At 67.2% G+C, this 21,250-nt stretch carries 14 protein-coding genes; 9 read left to right on the forward strand and 5 right to left on the reverse strand.

What is annotated here, in order from left to right; translation table 11 throughout:
• Positions 1 to 548: multicopper oxidase domain-containing protein (locus AC0QDI_RS22410; protein ID WP_474672001.1), on the reverse strand; the 548-nt coding region annotated here is incomplete at its 3' end.
• A 231-nt stretch (positions 549 to 779) separates the two neighbouring features.
• Here AC0QDI_RS22410 and AC0QDI_RS22415 point away from each other — a divergent pair.
• Positions 780 to 1,904 carry an aminotransferase class V-fold PLP-dependent enzyme gene (locus AC0QDI_RS22415; protein ID WP_474672003.1) on the forward strand — a complete coding sequence of 375 codons (1,125 nt, stop codon included), beginning with the start codon at positions 780 to 782 and terminating at the stop codon, positions 1,902 to 1,904.
• Positions 1,905 to 1,915: 11 nt separating this feature from the next.
• Here the strand turns inward: AC0QDI_RS22415 and AC0QDI_RS22420 are convergent, their stop codons facing one another.
• Entirely contained in the window at positions 1,916 to 2,419 is a 504-nt protein-coding gene (locus tag AC0QDI_RS22420; protein WP_474672005.1) for a hypothetical protein, read from the reverse strand.
• A gap of 530 nt (positions 2,420 to 2,949) precedes the next feature.
• Between AC0QDI_RS22420 and AC0QDI_RS22425 the strand changes: the two genes are divergently transcribed.
• From AC0QDI_RS22425 to AC0QDI_RS22445, 5 genes are all read left to right on the forward strand, one after another.
• Positions 2,950 to 4,305, forward strand: coding sequence for a DUF2334 domain-containing protein (locus AC0QDI_RS22425; RefSeq protein WP_474672007.1), 1,356 nt, complete (start codon positions 2,950 to 2,952; stop codon positions 4,303 to 4,305).
• A complete protein-coding gene (locus AC0QDI_RS22430) occupies positions 4,298 to 5,803 on the forward strand; it encodes a glycosyltransferase family 2 protein (protein WP_474672008.1) in 1,506 nt (501 codons plus the stop codon). The genes AC0QDI_RS22425 and AC0QDI_RS22430 overlap by 8 nt, the downstream gene beginning before the upstream one ends.
• A 221-nt stretch (positions 5,804 to 6,024) precedes the next feature.
• On the forward strand, positions 6,025 to 8,988 hold the full coding sequence (gene uvrA, locus AC0QDI_RS22435) for an excinuclease ABC subunit UvrA (RefSeq protein WP_474672010.1): 2,964 nt from the start codon (positions 6,025 to 6,027) through the stop codon (positions 8,986 to 8,988).
• Between the two features lie 100 nt (positions 8,989 to 9,088).
• The gene (locus AC0QDI_RS22440; RefSeq protein WP_474672012.1) at positions 9,089 to 9,508 is read left to right on the forward strand and encodes a DUF7994 family protein; all 420 of its coding nucleotides are present in this window, start codon (positions 9,089 to 9,091) and stop codon (positions 9,506 to 9,508) included.
• 146 nt (positions 9,509 to 9,654) lie between these two features.
• The gene (locus AC0QDI_RS22445) at positions 9,655 to 10,041 is read left to right on the forward strand and encodes a hypothetical protein (protein WP_474672014.1); all 387 of its coding nucleotides are present in this window, start codon (positions 9,655 to 9,657) and stop codon (positions 10,039 to 10,041) included.
• A gap of 91 nt (positions 10,042 to 10,132) precedes the next feature.
• Here AC0QDI_RS22445 and AC0QDI_RS22450 read toward each other — a convergent pair whose 3' ends face one another.
• The gene (locus AC0QDI_RS22450; RefSeq protein ID WP_474672016.1) at positions 10,133 to 10,537 is read right to left on the reverse strand and encodes a CBS domain-containing protein; all 405 of its coding nucleotides are present in this window, start codon (positions 10,535 to 10,537) and stop codon (positions 10,133 to 10,135) included.
• Between the two features lie 226 nt (positions 10,538 to 10,763).
• On the opposite strand from AC0QDI_RS22450, the gene AC0QDI_RS22455 reads away from it, so the two are divergent.
• Genes AC0QDI_RS22455 through AC0QDI_RS22465 form a run of 3 tightly spaced genes read left to right on the forward strand, consistent with a single transcriptional unit; the run spans position 10,764 to position 18,070 of the window.
• Positions 10,764 to 13,130, forward strand: a complete 2,367-nt coding sequence (locus AC0QDI_RS22455; RefSeq protein WP_474672231.1) for a hypothetical protein — start codon at positions 10,764 to 10,766, stop codon at positions 13,128 to 13,130.
• Complete coding sequence (locus AC0QDI_RS22460; protein WP_474672018.1) at positions 13,123 to 14,217, forward strand: PD-(D/E)XK nuclease family protein; 1,095 nt, start codon at positions 13,123 to 13,125, stop codon at positions 14,215 to 14,217. Before AC0QDI_RS22455 ends, AC0QDI_RS22460 begins: the two co-directional genes overlap by 8 nt.
• A complete protein-coding gene (locus tag AC0QDI_RS22465; RefSeq protein WP_474672020.1) occupies positions 14,210 to 18,070 on the forward strand; it encodes a UvrD-helicase domain-containing protein in 3,861 nt (1,286 codons plus the stop codon). The genes AC0QDI_RS22460 and AC0QDI_RS22465 overlap by 8 nt, the downstream gene beginning before the upstream one ends.
• Positions 18,071 to 18,119: 49 nt before the next feature.
• On the opposite strand, the gene AC0QDI_RS22470 is transcribed toward AC0QDI_RS22465, so the two are convergent.
• Positions 18,120 to 18,512, reverse strand: a complete 393-nt coding sequence (locus AC0QDI_RS22470; protein WP_474672022.1) for a DUF7522 family protein — start codon at positions 18,510 to 18,512, stop codon at positions 18,120 to 18,122.
• Positions 18,513 to 18,636: 124 nt separating this feature from the next.
• Positions 18,637 to 21,219: a dihydropteroate synthase gene (gene folP / locus AC0QDI_RS22475; protein ID WP_474672024.1), complete on the reverse strand. Its 2,583-nt coding sequence runs from the start codon at positions 21,217 to 21,219 to the stop codon at positions 18,637 to 18,639.
• Between the last annotated feature and the right edge of the window lie 31 nt (positions 21,220 to 21,250).

The following is a 21,250-nucleotide window of genomic DNA, read 5'->3' on the forward strand; positions in this document are numbered from 1 at the left end:
TGGTAGTCCATCGCGGGGACCGCACAGTGGTAGATGAACACGCCGGGGTACTCCGCGCGGAACTCGATCTGGGTCGGATCGTCGCCGGGGCCGATGCTGGTCGCGTCGGCACCGCCGCCGGGGCCGTAGACCGCGTGGAAGTCGACGTTGTGCATCACCATGTTCATATCATCCGGGACGTCGAAGGTGAGGTTGACTGTGTCGCCCTGGCGGACCCGGATCATCGGCCCCGGCACCTGCCCCCCGAACGTCATGTAGTCGAACGTGACGCCCGGTTCGATCTCCGCGGTCACCCGCTCGGTCTCGAGCGTCACGTCGTGCGTGCGGGGCTCGCTCCAGTCGACCGGTGGCGGAACGTCCGTCGGATCTCGCGCGATCCGGTCGACGTCGACCGCTTTCGCCGCCTCCAGTCCGCCCTCGTCCGCAGGCTCGTCGGTTTCCGCACCGTCACCCTCCGTGTCGCCACCGAGACAGCCGGCCACTGCCAGCGCGCCGGTCGCTCCGATTGCCTGTACCATCTGCCGTCGGTTGAGTTGAGTTGTGGTCATCGTCCTATCTACAGATAGTGGTGGACATATGATCAACCATCACGACGGTTCCCGACGAATAGTAATCTGAGCGCGGAAACCCCGCATATCGTGGGCAGTTAAGTACCCCTCTCACCGAGCGGTGCTGTAAAAGCGGGTTCCGACCGCTCGGTCCTCGTTCGACGCCGGATCGCTGTCCGCGACTCGAGTGCGACCGTCAGAACGAACCCGACGCCGATCCACAGTCGACCTATGGAACCGACCGATCTGCGCGAGACGATGCCGGCCCTCGAGTCGGGCGTCTACTGTAACTGGGGTGCCGGCGGGCCGAGCCCCCGTCGAGTCGTCGAGGCGGCCCAATCGGCGCTCGAGCACCACGAGTACGAGGCCCCGACAGCGGAGGGGATGTATCCCGCGGCGTTCGCGGTCTACGACGAGGCGCGAGCGGCCGTCGCCGACCTGCTCGGTGCCGAACCGAGCGAGATCGCGCTCACGCAGAGCACGACCGACGGGATCAACCGCGTCGCGGGCGCGTTGAACTGGAACGAGGACGACGTCGTCGTTCGAACCGATCTCGAGCACTCCGCGGGGATCCTGCCCTGGCAGCGCCTCGAACGCGAGTACGGCGTCGAGGTTCGCGTGCTCGAGACGGAGGGCGGACGGCTCGACGGCGGCCTCGAGGCGGTGAGGGCAGCGGCCGACGACGCGACGCTGTTCTGCGTGAGTTCGCTCACCTGGACTCACGGGACGCGGCTCCCGATCGAAGCGATCGTCGAAACCGCTCACGACGCCGGCGCGCTGGTGCTGGTCGACGCCGTTCAGTCGCCCGGGCAGGGTCCGGTCGACGTCCGCAAGTGGGGTGCAGACTTCGTCGTCGGGGCGGGCCACAAGTGGCTGCTCGCCCCCTTCGGTGCCGGCTTTCTCTTCGTCCGCGACGGCGTCGAACGGGACTGCGTCCCCGCGGCGATCGGCTACCGGAGCGTCGACGACGAGAACGCCGGTGAGTATCAGTACGCGGCGGGGGCGCGGCGCTTCGAGGTCGGCACTGCGAGCCCCGCACCGTACGCTGGACTGACGGAGGCGATCACGATCTTGCAGGATATCGGACTCGAGACGATCCAGCGGCGAATCGAACGCCTCACCGGTCGACTCAAAGCGGGCGTTCCGAACGACCGACTGCTGAGTCCCCGCTCCTACGAGTCCGGACTGGTGACGATCGCCGTCGACGACCCCGAGCGGACCGTCGAGCGACTCGCCGAGCGAGAACTCGTCGTCAGGTCCCTCCCGAAACCGGACGCGATTCGCGCGTCAATCCACGCGTTCAACAGCCGAGCCGACGTGGACGCGCTGCTCGAGGCGCTCGAAGCCGAGTACTGATCGCGGACGGCTCACTCCGAATCTGCGTCGGCCGACGAGGCGGCGGCTTCGACCATCGTTTCCCGCTCGTCGAAGTACGCTGGGGCGTCGGCGTCGGCCTCGAACTCGACGACGCTGGTCAGCGCGTCCCGTCCGTCGTCCGCCGTCGACGGGAGCTCCTCGGCCAACTCGGTGTAGCCGGCGGCCAACTCCTGGAACGCCTGCATTCGGGCCTGTTTGGCCTCGACGAGGAGTTGCTTCTCCTCGAGTTCTTCCTGTAACTCCTCGATCGCCGCGACGTCGACCTCGCTCGTGGCCGGGACGTCCGCGGTCGACGGCGTTTCGGTCGCGGGTACTTCGTCCGGGAGGGTCTCGAGCCGGGATCGGATTTCGGCCATTTCGCGGTCGATCTCGTCGAGCAGTTCGTCGGCCTCTTCGCCCATCGTCTCGACGCGTCCCGAGAGCAGGCCGGCCTGGGTCCGACAGTACTCGACGAACTCGCCGACCGCGAGCGCGTCCGCGGCGTCGTCGCTCATAGGTCCCCTTGGGGACTCCGGCCGAAGATACTTTGGGACAGCGTCGGCCGTCGAGGCCGCCCGGCCCGTCGTCGAACGGATCGACCGATCGGTCGGTGCGAACCCACTTCGGTGGCTCGATCTCACAGCGTGTCGTTCCTCGGGAGACGACCTCTCGGAAACGGATCCCTAACTGCTGATAACGGCGGTTACGGCCGGAATTTGGGCATGTTTCGTTCTGTCGGCGCGAGATTCGATAGGCACGTTGGCCGATCGGGTTCGGGCGGCGTTTGTCGTGTATGCGGCTCCTATCTCGCCTTCCAACGGCAATCACTATCAGAAACATTCTATGTACGTAAATATAATATTTCAACCACCTGAATGAGACGAGGGTCCTGTGACAGCCGTCCAACTCCGCTTTTTGACGGAGTATCCAGGATATTACAAGGGTAGCCTTTCTGGTTGATCTGACTATGGGTAAGGGGAAAGGGGAAGAGCCGCGTCAGACGTGTCCACGCTGTGGGTCGTCGGCGGTACTGCGGCTTCGGGTCATGGAACACAAGTCGTGTGGGGCGATCAAGCCGCGGGCCGACTTCCACACGGGCGAGGACATCACCTGTCCGGACTGCGGGGTGGCGTGCGACGACGATGTCGAAGACGTCGCCGGCAGCACGCTGTATACGTGCGACGACTGCGGTTGCAATTTCGGAGAGTCCCGACGTGGCGCGTCTCCCGTCGACGATGATCGACAGCAGGAAGCCACCGCCGTCCTCGAGAGCGTTCGCTCGCGACTCACGGCGACGTCGTCGTCCCGGCACCGATGGGGACGGCGCGTCGGGCTCGTTCTCGTCCTCGTCGCGTTCTTCTCCGCGGCGGCCATCGCCACGGTCGGTCCATCGGTGTTTCAACCCGATCAGGTCGCAACCGAGGAGGATCCCGCACCAGTCGGAACGGTAACTGGGCCCGACTCACTCGAGTCGATAAACGCGTCCGACCCGGCCGCTCCTGTGGAGTTGACTTGGTCTTCGTACCGGTCGATCGTCATCTTTCGAAACGACGATATTCAACCGAACTACCGGGCCGACGTCATGCGCGACGTCGATCGGGTATTCATCGACGAAGGCGTTCCCGTGACGCAGGGCGTTATTCCGGCCGGATCGGACGGCGAACTGGACGGGGAGCTCTGTCGGTATCTCCGGCAACAGCAGCGGACGCATCCGGAGACGTTCGAATACGCGCTGCACGGATACACGCACGAACGACGGACGGAATTTAACGGCGGCAGCGAGTTCGGCGGGCTTCCACCGGACCGACAGACGGCGCTGATCAGAGAGGGAACGGCTGCGATTCGGGACTGCGTCGATACGACGCCGACGACGTTCGTTCCGCCGTTTAACACCTACGACAACGCGACCGCCCGTGCGCTCGCTGACGAGGGGTACACCGCCGTCTCCGGTGGCGGCTGGTTCACGGCGGAGTATTACAACGAGACCGATCCGTTCACCGCGAACGGGACGGTCCACGTCCCGAACACCAACTCGTTCGTCCGGAACTGGACGACGAACGAGTTCTACTCCCAGTCCGCCCTCGAGGGGCAGTTCGACGACGCCTACCGGAACGGGGACCTGTACGTACAGATGCTGCACTACCAGGAGTTCACCGCCGACGCCGAACTGGAGACGCTTCGCGGTCTCATCGAACACATGAAATCCAGGGACGACGTCGCGTTCATGACCGTGGGGGAGTTCGCTCACAAGCAAAGGTACGGACTCCTCGAGCGGACCGAGACCGGGTGGCGAGTCAAAGAACAGCCGGATGAAACCGAAACGGAACCGGACTGTCGCGGTCCAGAGACCGAACCGGATCGCGGGCGGCAGTGTCACTCGCAGCCGACTCACGATGAGTAGGACCCTCTCGTGGCGCGATCTCGGTCTGGGTCTCGTCTGTTTCGCGACGAGTATCCCCTACGGAGTGATCGCGTGGAACCTGGCCCCCGAGATTCGCGTGACGATCGGGATCTACGCGGCCGTGCTCGCGGCGTATCTCGGCTGGACCTACTACGTCGTGGCGCATCGACCCGCGTACCGACGGCACTTCTCACCGGCGACTCTCGCTGTCGTCCTCGCGTGTTGTACCGTCGGCGTAGTACTCCTCGGGTGGATCCCGCTCACCGTCGTCGGATTCGTTCACCTGGGCGCGCTCGTCGTCGTCTTCGGCTACTGGGTGATCCCGTTTACCGCGCTCTATCAGGCGATAACATCGCGGGGCGAATTCGACGACGTCTCCGAGTTTCCGGCGGTCACCGTCCTCGTCCCGGCGTACAACGAGGAAGGATACGTCGGCCGGACCATCACGAGCCTGCTCGAGGCGGAATATCCGGCCGGAAAGAAAGAGATCGTCGTCGTCGATGACGGCAGTACCGACGACACCTACGAAGAGGCCCGGCGCTACGAGTCGGATACCGTTACGGTCGTCTCGAAGGAAAACGGCGGGAAGTACTCCGCGCTCAACTACGGCCTCCTGTTTACGGAGACCGAGATCATCGTCACGGTCGATGCGGACAGCATCGTCGAAACGGACGCCCTCCGCGATCTCGTCGCCCCGCTCGCGGCGGATCCCGAGGTCGGCGCGGTCGCCAGCAACGTCAAAATATTCAACCGGGATTCGTTCGTGACGAAGTGCCAGTCGATCGAATACGTCGTCAGTATCAACCTGTTTCGACGGGTATACGACCAGCTCGCCGCCGTCTCGATCGTTCCCGGCTGTCTGGGAGCGTACCGACGGTCCGCCCTCGACGAAGTACACGCGTTCGATCCGCACACGCTGACGGAGGACTTCGATACGACGATGAAGATACTCAACCGCGGGTATACGGTCCGGTTCAGCGACGCGGTCGTCTACACCGAAGCGCCGGACACGTGGCGGGACCTGTACCGGCAACGCCTCCGGTGGTACCGCGGAAACGTCATGACCCTGAAGAAGCACCTCTTCGGTACCGTTCCGCCGGAGAATCACTACGTCTGCCGGATCCACATCCCGCTCGCCCTCGTGTTGATGCTCTTCGCGCCGATCGCGGGCTGGGTGATTCTGGGCGTCATCGCCGCCGTCGTCCTGACGAATGCCGTCACGGAGATCCTACTACTGTTCGCGGCGTACACCGCGCTCGTCGTTCTCCTGAACGCGCTCGCGCTCGGCATCGAGGGGGAGAGCTACTGGTATCTCGGCTACGCGCCGCTGTTCGTCCTCGGTTTCAAACAGTTCAACGACCTCGTGATGATAAAGAGCATCGTCGACGTCATCAGGGAGACGGAACTGGAGTGGACGAACGCGTCGCGGATCGAACAGCGGGACGGGACGGCCACCGATCCTCCCGACGAAACGCCGTCGGATCGACGGAGCGATTGACGGCGTTTCTCGTCTCGAGCGGCGCGGGTCGGGGCGTCTCAACGCGGAACGGCGGTCGTTTCGGGGCGATTTCGCCGCCGTCTCCGTCGCGTGTGTCGAATGTGAACGCATAGCTTGGCAGCGGACTTTCAGACTCGTTAAGGCCCTCCGGCTACTGACTCAGGTACAATGAATCTGGAACCGTATCGACAGGACGGACAGTCCCGCTTTGCGATCGAACGATGAGCAAGGACACCATCGAAGTACGCGGTGCGGAGGAACACAACCTCAAGGACATCGACGTCACGATCCCGCGCGAGGCCTTTACCGTCGTCACCGGCCTCTCGGGCTCGGGGAAGTCCTCGCTCGCGTTCCAGACGGTTTACGCCGAAGGGCAGCGCCGATACATCGAGAGCCTGTCGGCCTACGCTCGAAATTTCCTCGGCCAGATGGACAAGCCCCAAGTCGAGACCGTCGAGGGGCTCTCGCCCGCCATCTCGATCGACCAGAAAAACGCCGCGAACAACCCCCGCTCGACCGTCGGGACGGTCACGGAGCTACACGACTACCTGCGACTGCTCTACGCCCGCGTCGGCACGCCCCACTGTCCCGACTGCGGTCGCGAAGTCGGCGAGCAGTCGGCCCAGAACATGGTCGAGCGCATCCTCGAGCTCCCCGAGGGGACCAGGCTCAAACTCGCGGCGCCGGTCGTTCGCGACCAGAAGGGCGCGTTCGAGGACCTCTTCGAGGAACTCGTCTCGGAGGGGTACGCCCGCGTCGAGATCGACGGCGAGGAGTACGACCTGACGACGGACGACCCCGATCTGGACGAGAACTTCGATCACACCGTCGACGTGATCGTCGACCGCGTGAAGGTCAGCGCCGAGGATCGCCCGCGGATCATCGACAGCGTCGAGACGGCGCTCGACGAGGCCGAGGGGGTCCTGAAAGTGATCCTGCCGGACGCGTCCGCGGAAGTCGCCGCCGATCTCGGCGAGGAAGCCCGTCGGACCGGTGCGCTCGGCGAGGAGACCGAGGAGAACGACCGCTTCGTCGTCGAGTTCTCGAAGGACCTCGCCTGCACGCACTGCGGGATCGACATCCCCGAGATCGAGACCCGTTCGTTCTCGTTCAACTCGCCCCACGGCGCCTGCCCCGAGTGCGAGGGCTTGGGCGAAACCAAGGAGATCGACGAGGACCTCGTCTTGCAGGACGAATCCAAGCCGCTCAAGCACGTTTTCGAGCCCTGGAGCTACAACCGGTCGTACTACCAGACCCGCCTCGACGCCGTCGCGGAGCACTTCGACGTCTCGCTGTCGACGCCCTTCGAGGATCTCGAGGCGGATATCCAGCAGGCGTTCCTCTACGGGACGGACGGCGAGGTCCTGTTCAAACGGCGCACCAAGAACGGCACTCGTCGGAAGAAAAAGCGCTTCGAGGGCGTCATCCCCAACCTCGAGCGCCGGTACCTCGAGACCGACTCCGATTCGACGCGAGAGCACATCGAGGACTACATGTCGGCCACGGCGTGTCCGGCCTGCGACGGCACCCGGCTGAAGCCCGCGAGCCGCGCCGTGCTGGTCGACGACGGTTCGATCACCGAGATCAACGCGATGAGCATCGGCGACGCCCGCGAGCACTTCGAGTCGATGGAAGCCGACCTCACCGAGCGCGAGAAGGTGATCGCCGAGGAGATCTTGAAGGAGATCCGGGCGCGGCTCGGATTCATGTGCGAGGTCGGCCTCGACTACATCACGCTCGACCGCGAGGCCTCGACGCTCTCCGGCGGTGAGAGCCAGCGCATCCGGCTGGCCACGCAGATCGGTTCCGGCCTCGTCGGCGTTCTCTACGTGCTCGACGAGCCCTCGATCGGGCTCCACCAGCGGGACAACGACCGGCTGCTGGACACCCTGGAGGAACTGCGCGACCTCGGCAACACCCTGCTCGTGGTCGAACACGACGAGGAGACGATGCGACGGGCGGACGCCGTCATCGACATGGGGCCCGGCCCCGGCAAGCGCGGCGGCGAGGTCGTCGCTAACGGTTCCGTCGAGGAAGTCAAAGCCACCGACGGCTCCGTGACCGGCGACTACCTCTCCGGCCGCGAGCAGATCCCGGTCCCGGACGAGCGTCGGGGTCCTGACGGCGCACTGACTATCCGCGGCGCGCGCCAGCACAATCTCAAGGATCTCGACGTGGACATCCCGATCGGTTGCTTTACCGCCATTACGGGCGTTTCGGGCTCCGGGAAGTCCACACTGATGCACGACGTGTTCTACAAGGGGCTCGCTCGCCGGATGAACGACAACACGAGCGTGATTCCCGGGGAGCACGACGCCCTCGAGGGGCTCGAGGAGATCGAAACCGTGCGCCTGATCGACCAGTCGCCGATCGGCCGCACGCCCCGTTCCAATCCCGCGACGTACACCGGCGTCTTCGACTACGTCCGAGAGCTGTTCGCCTCGACGTCGCTCTCGAAACAGCGGGGCTACGAGAAGGGGCGCTTCTCCTTCAACGTCAAGGGCGGCCGCTGCGAGGAGTGTGGCGGACAAGGGACGGTGAAAATCGAGATGAACTTCCTGAGCGACGTCTACGTCCCCTGCGAGGAGTGCGACGGCGCGCGCTACAACGACGCCACGCTGGACGTCACCTACAAGGGCAAGACCATCGCCGACGTCCTCGAGATGGAAGTCGAGGAGGCCGCCGACTTCTTCGAGTCCAACTCCCAGATCCGCCGGCGGCTCGAACTGCTGCAGGACGTGGGCCTCGGCTACATGACGCTCGGCCAGCCCTCCACCACCCTCTCGGGCGGCGAGGCCCAGCGGGTCAAACTCGCCGAAGAGTTAGGGAAGAAGGACTCTGGCGAAACCCTGTACCTGCTGGACGAGCCGACGACCGGCCTCCACTCGGCGGACGAGCGCAAACTCATCGACGTGCTCCACCGGCTGACCGACAACGGCAACACCATCGCCGTCATCGAGCACGAGCTCGACCTCGTGAAGAACGCGGACCACGTCATCGATCTCGGCCCCGAGGGCGGCGAGAACGGCGGCGAAATCGTCGCGACCGGCACGCCGGAGGACGTGGCTCGCGTCGAGGACTCCCACACCGGTCGCTACCTGCGGGACCTGCTGCCGAAAGTGGACCTCGACGGCCCGCGCGGCGAACGCGTCGAGCCCGTGAGCGCGCCGATGGACGACGACTGATCGGCGGGCCGAATCGCGTCTCGCGGCGACGGCGAAATCCGTCGGCCGGTACCGTCCGCGATCCGAACCGTTAACGGCGGGAGCAAGCGACTATCGCCGTATGAACAGGCGAAAGGCGATTATCCGCCGCGGGCTCACCGGCGGCGGCGCTGCGACGCTCCTCTTGGCCGCCAGTTTCGTCGCCGTGTTGGGCGTACCGACGACCCCCTCGCTGCTCTTGCTCGTCTCGTGGCTCGGCGTCGTCGGGAGCGCGATGGTCGTCGCCGGACGCCGGGAACGGGTGTCGATCGGATCGATCGCCCTCGGCTGGCCCCGCGTCGCCGCGATCGCCATCGCGCTGCTGGCGATCGGGTGGGCCGCGGTCAGCGTCGCGGGCCTCCTCGCGGGCGAGAGCATCACCGGCCTCGGCCCGCTCGAGGCAGTTCTCACGGTCGGCGTGGTCGGTTACTTCGCGTGGTTCGCCCGCGAGTGCTGGGTCGGCGGCTCGTACATCGACGACGAGACGTTCGTCGTCGACTGAGACGGCCTACTGTACCGGTGTATCGGCGCACCCGTCTGGCGGGTCGCGGGTGCGCCGGAACTGACGGAGAGTCGTCCGTCTGATACCGTGCCCCGATAAAACTGGCCGGGAGTACAACCAAGGTGACCGCCGGACAACCGTCACGTATGCCAGAGGAAACCACACCTCGCGAGGAGCCGACGGCGACCGAAGAGGCTCGGACGGATTCGTTCGACCTCGAGCAGTCCGAGCGCGTTCGAGTGGGCGTTACGCGCGGGGAGACCGATCTCGAGATCGGCCCGCCGCGGGACTATCCGGACCGAGCCGACGTGTCGGTACGGCCCGAATCGACGGACGGGAACCGCGTCGTTCTCAGTATCGACGCGATGGCGGGCGACCACGGGACGGGGCACGCGGACGTCGAACTGACGCCGACGGAAGCCCGGACGCTCCGGGACCGCCTCGACGAGATCGTCCGCTGGATCGCCGAAGACGACAGTTCGTCCGACGCCGACCTCGAGACGGCCGACGAGACGGCCACTGGTGAGCGCTGATCACCTGCTGCCGGCGACTCACGTCGGTCTCGGGATCTCGATCCCTCGAGCCACCGATATCGAACCCATCCGTTCGGAACGGGGCGACCGATCACTCCGGACTGGGCGACCGCACGCGCGAGATGTACCCCGCCAGGTCCGTCGTCGTGACCATGCCGATGACGCCTTCGTCCTCGTCGACGACGGGGATGTGGTGGAAGTCGTGCTCGACCATCACGTCCGCGGCGTCGCGGATACTGTCCTGGGCCGATGCCGCGACGACGTCCGTGCTCATGTACTCCGAGACCGGCGTCCGATCTTTCGGCTGGCGCTCGGCGACGATTCGCACGAAGTCCGTGGTCGTGAGGATCCCCTCGAGTTGATTCTCGTCGTCGACGACGACGACCGACCCGATTCCGTTGTCGAGCATCGTGTTGGCGGCGTCCTCGACGAGCGTGTCCGGGGTCACCGTCCGCACCGACGTGGACATGACTCGAGCGACGAAAATATCGTCCATGCGGAACAGTACTCGGTACTCACTATAATGATTGTCGGAGCGGATTCGAGCGAACCCGGCGCGGCGGACGACGATCGGAATCGCGGCGGTACCCGCAGCGATCGCGCGTCCGGCTCGGTCGAACGGGCGGGTGAGCGGCGGCGTCGCGACGCCGCAGCGAAGTCCCCGCTGCGCCGATGCCGTAATTTAAATAGGAACTCCGTCATACTCGGTGACGTACCGACCGATGGCCCCCGCACCGCCCGCCCTCGACGGATCGTGCACGCTCCTCTCCGCGCCTGCGCCCAGTACCGACGTGCTCGCGGCGATCGCTGGGGAGTACGCGACGCTCGCCGACGAGTACGGGCCTCGGAACGTCCTGGTCCTGAAACGGCACCCGGCGGGGCTCGAGTCCCTGAACGAGGCGCTCGCCGATGTCGACCTTCGGGGGGCAGGCGGCGGTCCCCGTTCTCCCCGCGTCGATTCGCTCCCCGAACACGCTTCGAAGACCATCGAGGAGTACGACCCGACGCTGTCCCGCCTCGAGTACGAGGAGCGGATCGAACTCATCTCGCTGGTGATCGACGGCGCGAGCCGATCGGTTCCCGACTACCTCCAGCGCGCCGCCGCCCACGAGAGCTTCGCCCGCGACGTCGGGCAACTGCTGCTCGAGGCGACTCGCCAGCGCGTCCGACTCGACGGCCTCGACGATCCCCACGACTGTCTCGCCTTTCTGTACGCGATGAACGACCGATTCCACGCCGAACTCGACGACCGGGGGTACGTCGAACGGGCCGACGTGATCCCGCAGGCCGTCGAGCGACTTGAGGCGAACGCGGACGGACTCCGGACGCGGGTCACCGGCTCGTTCGGCGCCGTTCTCGCCGTCGAGTTCGAGGAGTATCGCCGACTCGACCGGCGGTACCTCGCGGCGCTTACACGCGGTGCGGATCTCGTCTGCGTCGGCGAACGACACGCCAGCGTCGAACGGACGCGCGTCGAGCCGGGCCGTATCGACGATATCGCGACCGACGCGGGACTCGCTGTCGAGACGCTCGAGTCCGAAGCCATCCGTGACGGGGATACCGACGCCGAGCCGCCACACCAGCCGATCGCTCGGTTTCTCGCCACGGACGAGGCCCCGGATCGACCGACAGATATCGGCGACAGGGCGGGGTCGCCGAACGCGGACTCGACGGACGCGGACCCGGCGGGCGCGCACTCGTCGGAGACGGACTCGAGGGGGCGAGCGCGACGCATCCGTACCGGAACCGCCCGCGAGCAGCTCCGGGCGGTCGCGACCGAGATCCAGTCGCTGCGCGACCGCCACGACTGGTCGTACGACGAGTTCGCCGTCGCCGTTCCGCGGATCGAACGGGTTCCCGAGACCAGACGTCGGCTCCGCGACGCCGGCGTCCCGACCGCGACGATCGGCACCCCCTCGCTCGCGGAGGATCCCGCGGTGAACGAACTCTACGCGGTCGTCACGTGCCAGTGCGAACGGGAGCGCGACGGTAACGGACTCGAGCGGCTGGATCCCGCCGATCCGGCGCGAGACTCGAGCGATCCGCGAGCGGTCTCGCTGGACCGCCTCCGGGCTCGGGTGCCCGAGTTTTCGCCCGAACTGCTCGCGGAAACCGGCGGTTCGAGCGTCCGTCGCTCGCTCGAGCGCTGGATTCGCCGCACCGACCTCAAGGGGCGGATCGCCCGCGAGGAGGCGTGGGTCGACGCCCGCGAGCAGTACGAGGGCGTCCGTCGAGTGCTCGAGATCGCCGACTTCGTCGAGGAGACTGACCTCGTCGGGCCGGACTGGCAGGGCCTGCGCCGGATGCTCCGGCGAACGATCCAGTACGACGCGCCCTACGTCCACGCGGTCGAGACGCGGCCGCCGACCGGCGGCGTGACCGTCTGCGCCGTCGGCGACCTGAAGTACGACTCGCGCGAGGCGGTCTTCCTGCTCGACCTGATCGACGAAACGTACCCGGGCGAGCAGTTCCTCACGCAGCTCTTCCCGACGGCGTGGCTCCGGAAAATGCCGGCCTATCCCGCGGTGACGGATCCGACGCTCGAGTCGATCGAGGAGACGTTCGCGACGGTCGACGGTCGGAAGACGACGGGGTCGTCTTCCGCAGCCCAGCAGAACGCAAAGCGTTCTGCGGACGCGGCCGACGTCGGCGACCCCTTCGAGACCTACCACGCCCAGCGGTCCCGGCGGCGACTCGCGCTCGGTGCGCGCGCCGCCGAGCGCGCCCTCTACTGCTGTTCGTACGAACGGGGGGCCGGCGGCCTGCGCCGAAGCTACGACGAGTCGCGCTACCTGCAACTGATCGACGCCACGCCCGGACTCGCACTCGAGGACGTCGACGCCGCCGCCGACGCGGCGATCCACGGCGAGACGAACGCCCTCGAGGCGCTGCTCGCCCAGCCCCGCGGCGAACTCGAGCGGGTGCTCCGGGAGGCGAGCACCGGCGGCGAGGCCGACCTCGGCGAGACCGAGGCGCTGTTCGAGGAGATCGCGGTGGTGCTCGAAGAGGGAGATGTCGACCCCGAACTCGCCGAAGCGGTCCGCTCGCAGTTCGAGTTCGCCGCGGGCGAGGTGGTCCGAAATGACTGAGATCGACGCTACTGCCGACGACGCCGATGACGCCAACGCCGCGGCCAATGCCGACGACGCCGCGACAGCCCCGCCCTCGCTGTCGGTCGACGGCCTCCGGACGGCCTTACACTGTCCCCGCCGGTACGAGTTCGCCCACGTGCATGGCCTCGAGGGGAGCGACGACGACCGCACCGTCGAGGACCGCGCGGCCCTCCTGCGGCGCGCTCTCTGCGAGGCACTTCGGAGCGGCGAGACGGAGCAGGAGGCGCTCGAGGCCGCGGCCCGCGATCGACTCTCGACGCTGTGGAACGACCACGACGAGCCGTTTCACTCGAGGACGCAGCGTCGCCACGAACGCCGAGTGCTCGAGGCGACGCTGTCGGCGTACCTCGAGCGCGTCGGGGTCGACCACGCCGCGGGGATCGCCCGACTGGACGCCGAAGCTGCCCGCGGTGAACTGATCGGGCCGGGGCTGCCGCTCTCGAGTACGATCGACCTATCGACGCAGACGGCCGACTCGGACGCGGTGACGGTCGACGCGACGGTGGACTACGTCTACGGCGACGGCTCGTCGGTCGTCGGCGTCCGGTTCGTCCCGACGCTCGCACCCCTGGGTCTCCTGCGCTACCGATCCGACTGGGCGGGTGACGTCGAGGACCGCTTCACCGAGCACTTCGACGCCGATTCGACGACGTTCGAACCGGATCCCGTCGGCGCGCTCCTCGAGACCGCGGTCGTCCTCGACGGGCTCCGCGACCTCCGCGATCGACTCGAACTCGGGGAGCGGACCTGCCGATACGTCCAGATCCCGCTGGCCGATCGGTCGGGAACGGCGGTGAACTGGATCCGGGACACCGTCGAAACGAGCCTCGAGATCGTCGATCTGACCGATGTCTACGTCGACCACCACACCTTCGGGATGACCCACGAGCACCGAAACGAGACCGTCGACGATCGACTCGCGGCGGTCGCTGCGAGCCTGCTGTCGGGATCGTTTGACCCGTCCGATCGATGGGACCGGATCGCGGACAACTCCTGTCCCGATTGCGAGTACACCGTCTGCTGTCAGGAGTACATCGCCGAGGAGGTACGCTTCGATGGATAACGAACCACCGCAGGACGGCGGAGAAGAACGGACCGTCGATCCGAAAGTCGGCCCGACCGACGACGATCTCGAGACTGCGGAACTCTCCGGCCTCGCGTCCGCCGCAGACGTCGAGCCCAGGGGTAACCAGGAGGCGGTCATCGACAGTCGCGCGGCCTGTACCTCCGTCGACGCGGGGGCCGGCACCGGGAAGACGACGACGATGCTCGTCCGGATCGAGCGCGCTATCGAACGGGGCGACGTCGATCCCGACGACGTGCTCGTGTTGACCTTCGCGAACGAGGCCGCCGCGAGCATCCGCGCGGCGGTCTCCGAGCGGCTCGAACCCGATGCGGCGGCGGCGATCGACGTCTACACCTACCACTCCTTTTGTTACCGACTCGTTCGCGAGTACGCCTACTACCTGGGCTACTCGCCCGAGTTCGACGTCGTCACCGAGCGCACGCGACGGCGGCTCATCGGGCGGCTGCTCGCCGAAAACGACTACGGCTTCGCGGCCGCCTCGAGACGCAACGACGGCTCGCCGACCGACCTCACGGACGCGGTCGACCGGTTCGTCCAGTCCATGAGCCGGGAGAACATCACGCCGGACCAGTTGCAGTCGGGACTGCCGCCGGTGCGGACCCTCGAGCTGTGCAACGAGTTCGTCCTCTGGCTCGAGCGAACCGCCGGCGAGGAGCTGTCCTTCGACAACGAGGCGCTGCGTTACTTCAATCGGGACGAGCACCTCGAGGCGGCCCGGGAGTCGCTGATCGACTACGGCAAACTCGTCTCGTACTGCCGAGAGAAGATCGCGGAAGCGCCGGCGGCCTTCCGCGACGACGACTTCGTTCGCGACGTCGATCGCTATCTCCGGGTGCTCCAGCAGTGCGTGACGAACACGATCGAGGCGCTCTCGCTGGCCGACGCGACGACGAAACACCTGCCGCGGGCGCTGTTCGGCAATCGGATCTGGGGGACGGCCACGAGCCGCATCGAACAGACGCCCTTCGGTCGGCTGAAACACCACGTCGAGTTCCTCCGGCTGGCCCGCCACTACGCCGACGTCTACGCGGAGTACCACGACGCCCTCGAGGCCGAGCGGGCGCTGGACTTCGACGAGTTGGTTCGGACGGCGACCGGCTTACTGGACGATGAACGCGCGGAACGCGGTTCCGCGGACGAGTCGAACGGGCCAACGGCCGGTGAGACGATCGCCGACGAGATCACCGACCAGTGGACGCAGGTCTACTGCGACGAGTTCCAGGACACCGACGCGACCCAGTTCTCGCTGCTCACCGAACTCACGGACGGTCCGGACCGGCCGGAGCTGCTCGCGATCGGCGACAAGGACCAGGCGATCTACGGCTGGCGCGGCACCGACCGCGAGGGACTCGACCGGCTGGCCGACGCCTACGACGACCACGAGGCGATCGAACTCGAGCTCAACTTCCGCTCGAGACAGGAGATCCTCGACCTGACCAACGCCTGCGAGTACGGGCCGCAGTCCTCGAAGACGCTCCGGGAGGACGGCCGGACGCCCGGCACTTACGACGAGGACGAGCCGCCGGACCGGGTCGTCAAAGTCGAGAGCGACGACGTGCCGGGGTCGACGCCCGAACAGGTCGCGACGACGGTCTCGCGGCTGCTCAACGGCGAGGCCGCGAACGTCCCCCGGCGATCGCTGGGCGATCTCGCGGTCATCGTCCGGACCAACCGCCACGCGCAGGCGGTCGCGGACGAGCTTCGGGAGCTGCGGATCCCCTACGAAATCTCCGGCTCGCCCCGCGGCGAGGTCTCGCCCGGCATCGAGACGGTGCTGTCGTACTTCCGAGTCCTCGTCGAGCCGGACGCGGACGCCCACCTCCGGCGCGTGCTCCTCTACCGGTACCGGCTCACGGAAGGGGATCTCGCGACGCTGCAACGGCGCGACGGGTCGCTGTACGACGCCGTGATGGACGTCGATATTGACGCGCTCGATCTCGAGGATCCCGACCGAATCGAGCGGGTACGAAACCATCTCGAGGAACTCGAGCGGTACCGTGACGTCTACCCGCTCTCGGGATTCGTCCGCCGGTTCCGGGAGCGCACTCGAATCGAGTGGTTCTGTACGAGCGAGGAGCGAGCGGCGTTCGACCGCCTCGAGCGATTCGTCGAGGCCTACGACTCCGACGGGGTCGTCCAGTCGCTGTCGACCGACTTCGTCGACGCGCTCGCGGCGACGCTCCGCGGCGGCGGGAACGATCGAACCCGCGGGACGAGATCCGCCGACAGCGTCGACGTGATGACAGTCCATCAGGCCAAGGGCCTCGAGTTCGACACGGTTCTCGTCCCGTACCTCACGGACGAGGAGTGGTGCGTCGACGGCGACTACGTCGAGCGGGCCCGATACCGGCTGCTGGCCGCTGCGCTCGACGCCGACGTCGAGTCGCCCCTGCTCGCGGATCTCGCCGCCGAGCGGGTCGGCGAGGAGTGGCGGGTGCTCCACGTCGCGCTCACGCGGGCCGAGAACCACCTGTTCCTGTTCGGCTCCGAGTACGAGTACGACGGCGACGCGGACGAGCTCGCCGCCTCGACGGCCGAGGCCTGCCTGGCGAGCGATATCGAGTGGTCGGTGACCGGCCAGCGGATGGACCTCTGGTCGTCGCTGACCGAGAGCTTCGAGCGGGTCCGGGAGACCTACCCCGAAACCGTGGTCGATCGCACCGACGAGATCGCCGCTTCGGCCGGCGAGAGCCCCGGGACGATCACCTACTACGCCGACTACGACGACCGACCCGTCGAACCGCTCGAGACGGGAGCGGCAATCGAGACCGTCCATCGATTGGGCCGGCAGCTCCGCGACGGCACGCTGCTGCCGGCCGCGGACGCGGCGAGCCACGGCGATCTCCGCGAGAATCGATCAGCCGGGGAGCCACAGCACCGCGCGCCCAGCGGTCGGCGGCCATCAGCGCTGACGACCGATACCGTCCGCTTCCCGGTCGAGACGCTCGCGTCGGCGACCGAGCTGCCGGTCGCGATGCGACACAGCTACTCCGCGATGGACGCTCACGAGACCTGCCCCCGGAAACACTACCTCGATCACGCGGTTCGTGCGTTCGACGATCCGCTCGCGGCGGCCGGTCGCAGTGATGCGGGTTCGCTGGAGGCGGTCGGCGAGGTCACCTCGCCGACCGAGGCGAACGGCGGAACGCCCGCAGCGACCGAAGGTTCGGCGTCGCGGCTCGTCGGTACCGTTTTCCACGACGTCGCGGAGGAGGCCTTCCACCGCGAGCACCGAACCCGCGAGGCGTGGCGCGACGCCGCCGTCAGACAGCTCACCGCGCGGAACCTGCTCGCACACCGCGAGGCCGTCCTCGCCTGCGTCGACCGTTATTTCGCGGCGAGCGCACCGGCCTTCGATCGGCCGATCGCCGAGTGGGAACCGCTGGCAGCGGAACTCCCCTTCTCGCTCGAGGACGTCGACGGCGTGACGGGCGACGTGGTCGGCTACGTCGATTCGGTGCGGCGGCTCCCCGACGGCGACCTCGCAATCCTCGACTACAAGGCCACCGCCGAGCGGATCGCGCCCGACGACGCCGTTCAACTGTCGCTCTACCGCCGGGCCTGCGAGGGCCGGTTCGACGAACCGATCGCGGCAGTCGGCTACGTGTACGTCGGCGACCTCGACGGAGACGACGATCCTCGCGTGGATCTCCTCGAGCCCGCCGATCTCCCGCCGTGGGAGGCGGTCCGGGAGACGCTCGAGACGGTCGACGAGCCGTCGTTCGCGGAGACGACGCCCGGCGAGCACTGTCGACACTGTCCGCACCGATCGCTGGGCTGTGGGCCGGACGAGTACGCCCTCGAGATCGATGGGGGAGGGGACGACTGAGTCGGACTCGGAACCGCAGAAACGAGCGCTGTCGGGCCCGCGGGCGGACTCACGATATCGACGGGGAGATCTCCTCGTTCAGGAACCGATCGACGTCGTCGATACTGTCCATCTGGACCGACGACTTCGTTCGCTGAAGCGAGACGATAAATCCCGATTTGGTGTGGAGACCGTCGGGCCAGAACAGAACCCACGCGGTATCGAAAATCTGGACGACGCCGTGGAGGTCCCCGGTCTTGATCGCCTTTTCCTTCCGGTCGAGACTCAACTGTTCGATGATGGCGTCGTCGACGATTTCCCGTAGTTCCGTCTCGGTGTACCGCCCCCGAATATCGTCCCGCATGCACGTTTCGAACTCCGACGGGTGATACCGGATCACGACGCGCAGATCGGAGCCGTAGCGTTCCTCCAGTTCGTCCCAGACGGTCTGGCCCAGACTCATAGTCTCGTCTCGAGTTTCCTCTCTGATAACTTGTATCGACGGTTCGACCGATTTCCGTCCCCTCACCGACACGGTCGGGCCGTCGCTGGTGGCCGATAGCCGGGTACAACTCGCGGCGCACCGATTACGATTCCCACTCGAATCGCTGCGGGTCGCGTGTAGCCAGCGCCGTCCGGACGGCGGCGACGTTCTCGCGGACGTCGTGGACGCGAACGATGTCGGCCCCGCGATCGGTTGCGAGGGCCGTGGCAGCGACGGTCGCCTCGAGTCGCTCGTCGCGGTCGCGGCCGATCCGTGCGAACATGGACTTGTGGGAGTGGCCGAACAACACCGGACAGCCCAGCGCGTGGAACTCGTCGATCCGGTCGAGGAGTTCGAAGTTCTCGGCGGCGGACTTGCCGAAGCCGATGCCGGGATCGACGATGATCTGCTCTCGATCGAGCCCCGCTTTCTCGGCCAGCAACACCCGTTCGGAGAGGTGATCGATCACGTCCGCGACCACGTCGTCGTACTCGATGTCGCGGTCGGGCACGACCGGCGCGTCGATGCTGTGCATCACCACGAGCCCCGCGTCGTGCTCGGCGGCGACGAAGCGCATCTCGGGATCTTCGAGCCCCGAGACGTCGTTGACGATGTCCGCGCCGGCCTCGAGCGCCGCGTCGGCGACCGCGGCCCGTCGGGTGTCGACCGAGACGTGCGCGTCGAGGTCGGCGATCCGCTCGACGACGGGGACGACACGGTCCAGTTCCTCCTCGACCGAGACGGGGTCCGCACCCGGTCGGGTGGACTCCCCGCCGACGTCGATCACGTCCGCGTCGGCCTCGATCATCGCTTCGGCCCGATCGACGGCGTCCTCGAGGGCGTCGTACTCCCCGCCGTCGTGAAAGCTGTCGGGGGTGACGTTCAGGATACCCATCACGGCCGTCCGGTCGGCCCAGGGATACTCGCCAGCGTCGGCGGCCGAGTCGACGGACGAGCGGGACCGCCCCGCCGTCCGACTCGCCGGCTGCGGCGGCTCCTTCTCGGCGTCGGGTGCCCCGCCCTCGGCACCGGTATCGGCGTCGGCCTCGAGCGCGAGGGTGTCCCGCAGTTCCCGCACGACGTCGGCCAGCCCGTGCGGTCGGGAGCGCTCCTCGAGCGCTTCGACGAGCGCCTCGAACTGAGCGAGCGTCCCCATCAAAACGGCGTCGACGGCCCCGTCGTCCCGCTCGAGCCCGGAGAGGGCACACTCCCCGCCGAGACGGAGCAGCTCCTCCTTGAGGACGGTCGCCTGTCCGTCCCGCAGCGCCGTCCTGACGACCCGGTGGACGGCGTCGCCGTCCAGTCGCTCGACCTCGCCCGGTGTGACGTTCGCCCCCTCGAGCGCGTCGCGGGCGTCGGCGAGGGTCCGGACGCGTTTGGGAACGTCGGTCCGGGTCCACCGGGAACGGGCCTCCGCGACGGCGAACAGCGAGCCGGTGACGAGCACGCAGTCGTCGGGTCCGGCGGCCTCGAGGGCGGTCGCGAGGGCGTCCTGAACCGCCGTCTCGGTTCCGACCGTTCGGGCACCGGCGTCGGCGAAGACCTCCGCGAGGACCGCCCGGTCTTCGGCGCGATCGAGCATCGGTTCGGTCGCGACGACGGTGTCGGGCGTCGGCAGCGCGGCGGCCATCGCGCGGTGGTCCTTGTCGTGCATCGCACCGAAGACGACGTGGAGGTCGTCGTACTCGTACGTCTCGAGCGTCTTCGCGAGTCCCTCGCAGGCCCCCGGATTGTGCGCACCGTCCAGAACGACCAGCGGTCCGGTGTCCATCACCTCGAACCGGCCCGGCCAGTGGGCGCTTCGCAGCCCGCGCTCGAGGTCGGCGTCGGAGACGTCGCCGACCTGACGGGCGAGGGCGGCGGCGATACCGGCGTTTTTGGCCTGGTGTTCGCCCAGCAGCGGGATTCGCGTCTCGAGGTCCCAGTCGCCGGCTGCGATCGAGACCGCGGCTTCGGTGTGGTTCGTTCGACCGCCGTACGCGACGCGGATATCCGGTCGGAAATCGTCGCCGTCGCTCGTGTCGTCCGACGACTCCGTACCGACGGTCACGACGTCGCCGGCGACGTCACGGACCGCCTCGAGCGCGCTCCCGGTGACGCCCGTCACGAGCGGTGCGTTTTCGGGGGCGACGTGGGCCTTGTCGCGGGCGATCTCCTCGACGGTGTCGCCGAGGATTCCCGTGTGCTCCAAGGTGACGCTCGTAACTGCACTCGCGACGGGGTCGACGACGCTGGTAGCGTCGTACTTGCCGCCGATGCCGACCTCGAGGACGGCGATATCGACGTCTTCGCGGCCGAAGTGCCACAGCGCCATCGCGGTCATCGCCTCGAAGAAGGTGGGCGACTCGCCGTCGGCGGCTCGTTCGGTGGCGTACTCTCGAACCGCCTCGACGTACTCGCAGACGGCCGACCGGGGGATCTTCCGCCCGTCGACGCGGACCCGCTCGCGGAGGTCCTCGAGGTGTGGCGAGGTGTAGAGGCCGACGGAGTGGCCGGCCTCCCGCAGTGTCCGCTCGAGCATTCGAGCCGTGCTCCCCTTGCCGTTGGAGCCGGCGATCTGAACGAAATCGACGGTTTCGTGGGGGTCCTCGAGGTGGGACAGCAGCCGAGCGGTCGACTCGGTGCCCGGCTTCGGGCGGAACCGCCGCAGATCGAAAAGGAAGTCCGCCGCCTCGTGATACTCCATACCGGACCAGAGAGCCCGATCGTTTTAGAGT

The sequence above is a fragment of the Natrinema sp. LJW11 genome, from assembly GCF_056135975.1.

What these genes read in the sequence shown, in the direction of transcription:
- AC0QDI_RS22450 (WP_474672016.1), bottom strand. Translation starts at nt 10,537, where the DNA reads ATGGACGATATTTTCGTCGCTCGAGTCATGTCCACGTCGGTGCGGACG.
- AC0QDI_RS22460 (WP_474672018.1), top strand. Translation starts at nt 13,123, where the DNA reads ATGACTGAGATCGACGCTACTGCCGACGACGCCGATGACGCCAACGCC.
- AC0QDI_RS22465 (WP_474672020.1), top strand. Translation starts at nt 14,210, where the DNA reads ATGGATAACGAACCACCGCAGGACGGCGGAGAAGAACGGACCGTCGAT.
- folP (WP_474672024.1), bottom strand. Translation starts at nt 21,219, where the DNA reads ATGGAGTATCACGAGGCGGCGGACTTCCTTTTCGATCTGCGGCGGTTC.
- AC0QDI_RS22440 (WP_474672012.1), top strand. Translation starts at nt 9,089, where the DNA reads ATGAACAGGCGAAAGGCGATTATCCGCCGCGGGCTCACCGGCGGCGGC.
- AC0QDI_RS22470 (WP_474672022.1), bottom strand. Translation starts at nt 18,512, where the DNA reads ATGAGTCTGGGCCAGACCGTCTGGGACGAACTGGAGGAACGCTACGGC.
- AC0QDI_RS22420 (WP_474672005.1), bottom strand. Translation starts at nt 2,419, where the DNA reads ATGAGCGACGACGCCGCGGACGCGCTCGCGGTCGGCGAGTTCGTCGAG.
- AC0QDI_RS22430 (WP_474672008.1), top strand. Translation starts at nt 4,298, where the DNA reads ATGAGTAGGACCCTCTCGTGGCGCGATCTCGGTCTGGGTCTCGTCTGT.
- AC0QDI_RS22425 (WP_474672007.1), top strand. Translation starts at nt 2,950, where the DNA reads ATGGAACACAAGTCGTGTGGGGCGATCAAGCCGCGGGCCGACTTCCAC.
- AC0QDI_RS22455 (WP_474672231.1), top strand. Translation starts at nt 10,764, where the DNA reads ATGGCCCCCGCACCGCCCGCCCTCGACGGATCGTGCACGCTCCTCTCC.
- uvrA (WP_474672010.1), top strand. Translation starts at nt 6,025, where the DNA reads ATGAGCAAGGACACCATCGAAGTACGCGGTGCGGAGGAACACAACCTC.
- AC0QDI_RS22415 (WP_474672003.1), top strand. Translation starts at nt 780, where the DNA reads ATGGAACCGACCGATCTGCGCGAGACGATGCCGGCCCTCGAGTCGGGC.
- AC0QDI_RS22445 (WP_474672014.1), top strand. Translation starts at nt 9,655, where the DNA reads ATGCCAGAGGAAACCACACCTCGCGAGGAGCCGACGGCGACCGAAGAG.